Raw genomic sequence first — 3,266 nt, 5'->3', positions numbered from 1 at the left:
GCGACCCGCCTCGCCGAAGCCCGTCAGCGTGCCGAGGATCCACGCGAGCTCGGCATGAGCGGGCACATGCGACTGCACGTACAGCGTCGACTTGGCGGGCTCGATGCCGGCGGCGATGTACTGCGCGGCCGTGCGGCGGGTCTTCTCGCGTAGCTCGGCGGGGTCGTTGGGCTGGGTCAGCGCGTGCAGATCGACGACGGAGAAGAACGCATCGTAGGACTCCTGCAGATCGCGCCACTGCAGCAGCGCACCGATGTAGTTGCCGATCTGGAGGGAATCGGCCGAGGGCTGCATTCCGGAGTACAGGCGCGCTTTGCTCACTCGTCGATTCTAGGTTGCGGGATGCCTCAGCCCGGTCGCCGTCGCCCGGAGGTCGGCGCTGTCGGGTCTACCGGCCGAGCAGGTAGTCCACGATGACCGGCGCGTGATCGCTCCACCGCTCCGAGTAGGCGGCCGCCCGGGCGACTCGGTAGTCGGTGACTCGGTCCGCGAGAGCGGGTGCTGCCAGCTGATAGTCGATGCGCCAGCCGGTGTCGTTGTCGAAGGCCTGACCGCGATTCGACCACCACGTGTATGGCCCGTCCACCTCGCCGTGGAAGCGGCGCCCCACGTCGACCCATCCGAGCCCCGTCCCGACCGAACCGTCGACGCCCGTCACGGGCTCGCCGGCGTCGCCGAGGAATCGATCGAAGTACGCCCGTTCGCGCGGGAGGAACCCGGCCTTCTTGACGTTGCCCTTCCAGTTCTTGATGTCGAGCGGGCGGTGGCCGACGTTCAGGTCGCCCATGATGACGGCGAGGGAGCCGTCGGCGGCGAGGTCGGGCATCCGGCGCTCCATCGCGTCGAGGAATCCGTACTTGGCGTCCTGACGGGGGGTACCGTCTTCGCCGGAGTGCACGTAGGCACTGACGACGGTCAGGCGCTCGCCATCGACGTCGATGTCGGCCTCGATCCATCGGCCGCGCGAGTCGACCGTCTCGTCGCCGAGCTCGACACGCCAGGCCGCGATCGGCAATCGGCTGGCCACGGCGACACCTGAGCGCCCCTTGGTGAGCGACTCGTCGTGGACGAGGTTCCACCCGGGCAGCGCACTCTCGACGTGCGAGAGCTCGGCGCGCACCTCTTGCAGCGCCAGGATGTCAACGTCTGCCCGGTCGAGCCATCCAGCCATGCCGTTGCGCACCGCCGCCCGGATTCCGTTGACGTTGACAGAGGCGATACGGATGGGTCGAGGCACGCGCTCTACTGTATCGACGGCCTCCGACATGCTCGGCGCCCCGCAGCTCTGTCGTTCGATGTCTCTGTCGTTCGATGTCTCTGTCGTTCGATATCTCTGTCGTTCGATACTCAGTCGTTCGATGCTCAGTCGAGCAGGAAGCCGCGGGTTTTCGGCTCCGGCGGGGGATCAGCCCGGAGGCGTGCGAGCTCATCTTCGGCCAGGCGCACATCGCGGCCGGCGCGCCAGGAGCGATACCAGGGCGCGGTGTCGCGTGTCAGGCGTGCTTCGCGTAGGCGGACCTCCGCGGCCACGAGCAGCGCCCGGTACTCGTCGAGCCGCGCCTCTTCTTCCGTGCGCTCCGTCAGTGCGAGGTTTCGATCGGCGGCGCCGACTGCGATCCACGCCCCCGCGACCAGGATGACGATGCCGATCAGGCGGAACCACAGCAGAAACCCGATCAGCACAGCGAAGGTGGCCAGGAGAGGGTTCGAGGGTGTGTAGATCAGGAGCACACCAGCGCCCACCTGCAGCACGGTGATTGCTGCACCGCCGAGCAGGGCGCCCGGCCAGATCCGGTGCCAGGCGAGTGCCGCCCCCGTCAGGAACCGGAACAGTGCGGCCAGCGCGACCCCGTTGATCGCGAACGAGACCAGCAGGGACACCGTTCGCGCGGTCACGTTCGACAGCACGCTCAGATCCCCGATCCCGAAAAGGGTGAACAGCAGCGTCAGGGCCCAGGTGGCGATGCCGCTGACGGCGAAGCCGACGAGAAGTGCGACGGCGAGGATCACGGCCGCGAGGAAGTCGCGGGCCTTCAAGAGGACGTACGAGCGGGTATCGAAGGGGAGGCCGAAGATATCGCGCACGGCCCGGCGGGCGTAGGTGATGAATCCGATAGCCGTCCACACGACGACGACGAGCGCGACGGCCCCCGTGATGCCGAGGGTCGTCGCCGTGGCGGTGGTGACAGACTCCACCTGCTCCGGGGTGACCAGCCCGTTCTCGCTGATCAGGTTCGGGATGTACTCGTTGATGATGTCGATCATCCGATCGATCGCCGCGGGACTCGCACCGATCCAGAGGCCGACCACCGCGAACGCCAGGTAGATCACGCCAAAGATCGCGAACAGCGACTGGTAACTCACTCCTGCCGCGAGCAGAAACCCGTTGTGACGCAGGAAGTGCCGCCATACCCGGATCGGAAACCAGGCGAGCGTCCGCCGGGTCAGTTGCGTCGCGCGTTGCACCGGCTCTTCGAGGTGGCGCCGAAGCGTCTCCTGCGCGGACTCCCAGCGTCCGGCGTCGTCGTCGTCAGTGCGGCCCGCCGCGCCCTCATCGTCCGGGCCGTCGGGATACACCTCGGGGTCGGACGATCGGCGGGAACTCACGCCCCCAGGCTAGCGACTCGGGTCGGCGCCGTCCGCATACGCCGAGGCGCCGGCGGATGACTCGGTCGCCGCAACCGCCCGACCGAAACGCCGGGCGAGGAACAGGATCGGCACCAGCATCAGGGCGGGAAGCAGGAAGGCGACGCCAAGTCCGGGGGCATCGGCGAGGAGTCCCAGCAGAACCGCCCCAAGGACCGCGCCGGCATAGTTGAACAGGTTGACGCGCGCGATCACCTCATCGCCCCGGGCGGGTGCGAGCGCCCCCGCGGACGTGAACGACAGCGGCACGAGCGCTCCGACCGCAACTCCGGCGAGAGCGAATCCGACGATCGCCGCGATCGTCCACGGGAGTGCCGCGACCAGGACCAGCCCCACAATCGAGACCGCCGTCGCCGTCACGACGACCGCGGTGCGCCCCCACCGTCCGGTCGCGCGGTCCGTCGTGAGACGCGTCACCAGGATCGCGACCTGGTAGGCGGCATAACCGAGCGGTGCGATCGCCGCACCGGAGACGAGATCGTCGTTGAGATAGATCGTGCTCCAGGTGCTGACACCGGAATCGAGGGTGAATGCCACCAGAATGACAAATCCGAACAGCCAGATTCCGCGACGGGGGAGCGGGATGCGCGGTCGTTCACCGACCGGTGCGGCGGCGCGGG

Annotated in this window: 3 protein-coding genes and 1 pseudogene; all 4 read right to left on the bottom strand. The window is 68.2% G+C overall.

What is annotated here, in order from left to right; translation table 11 throughout:
- Positions 1-321: pseudogene (locus MIC448_RS08910) on the bottom strand (tryptophan--tRNA ligase); the annotation flags it as partial.
- Positions 322-388: 67 nt separating this feature from the next.
- On the bottom strand, positions 389-1,237 hold the full coding sequence (locus tag MIC448_RS08905; protein ID WP_199484428.1) for an exodeoxyribonuclease III: 849 nt from the start codon (positions 1,235-1,237) through the stop codon (positions 389-391).
- Between the two features lie 125 nt (positions 1,238-1,362).
- Positions 1,363-2,607, bottom strand: coding sequence for a YihY/virulence factor BrkB family protein (locus MIC448_RS08900; RefSeq protein WP_243419938.1), 1,245 nt, complete (start codon positions 2,605-2,607; stop codon positions 1,363-1,365).
- A 9-nt stretch (positions 2,608-2,616) separates the two neighbouring features.
- Positions 2,617-3,266: MFS transporter (locus MIC448_RS08895; RefSeq protein WP_036298448.1), on the bottom strand; the 650-nt coding region annotated here is incomplete at its 5' end.

Origin of the sequence: Microbacterium sp. C448 (assembly GCF_000582705.2) — a bacterium.
Taxonomy (GTDB): Bacteria; Actinomycetota; Actinomycetes; order Actinomycetales; family Microbacteriaceae; genus Microbacterium; species Microbacterium lacus_A.
This window is presented reverse-complemented; position numbering and strand designations above follow the sequence as displayed.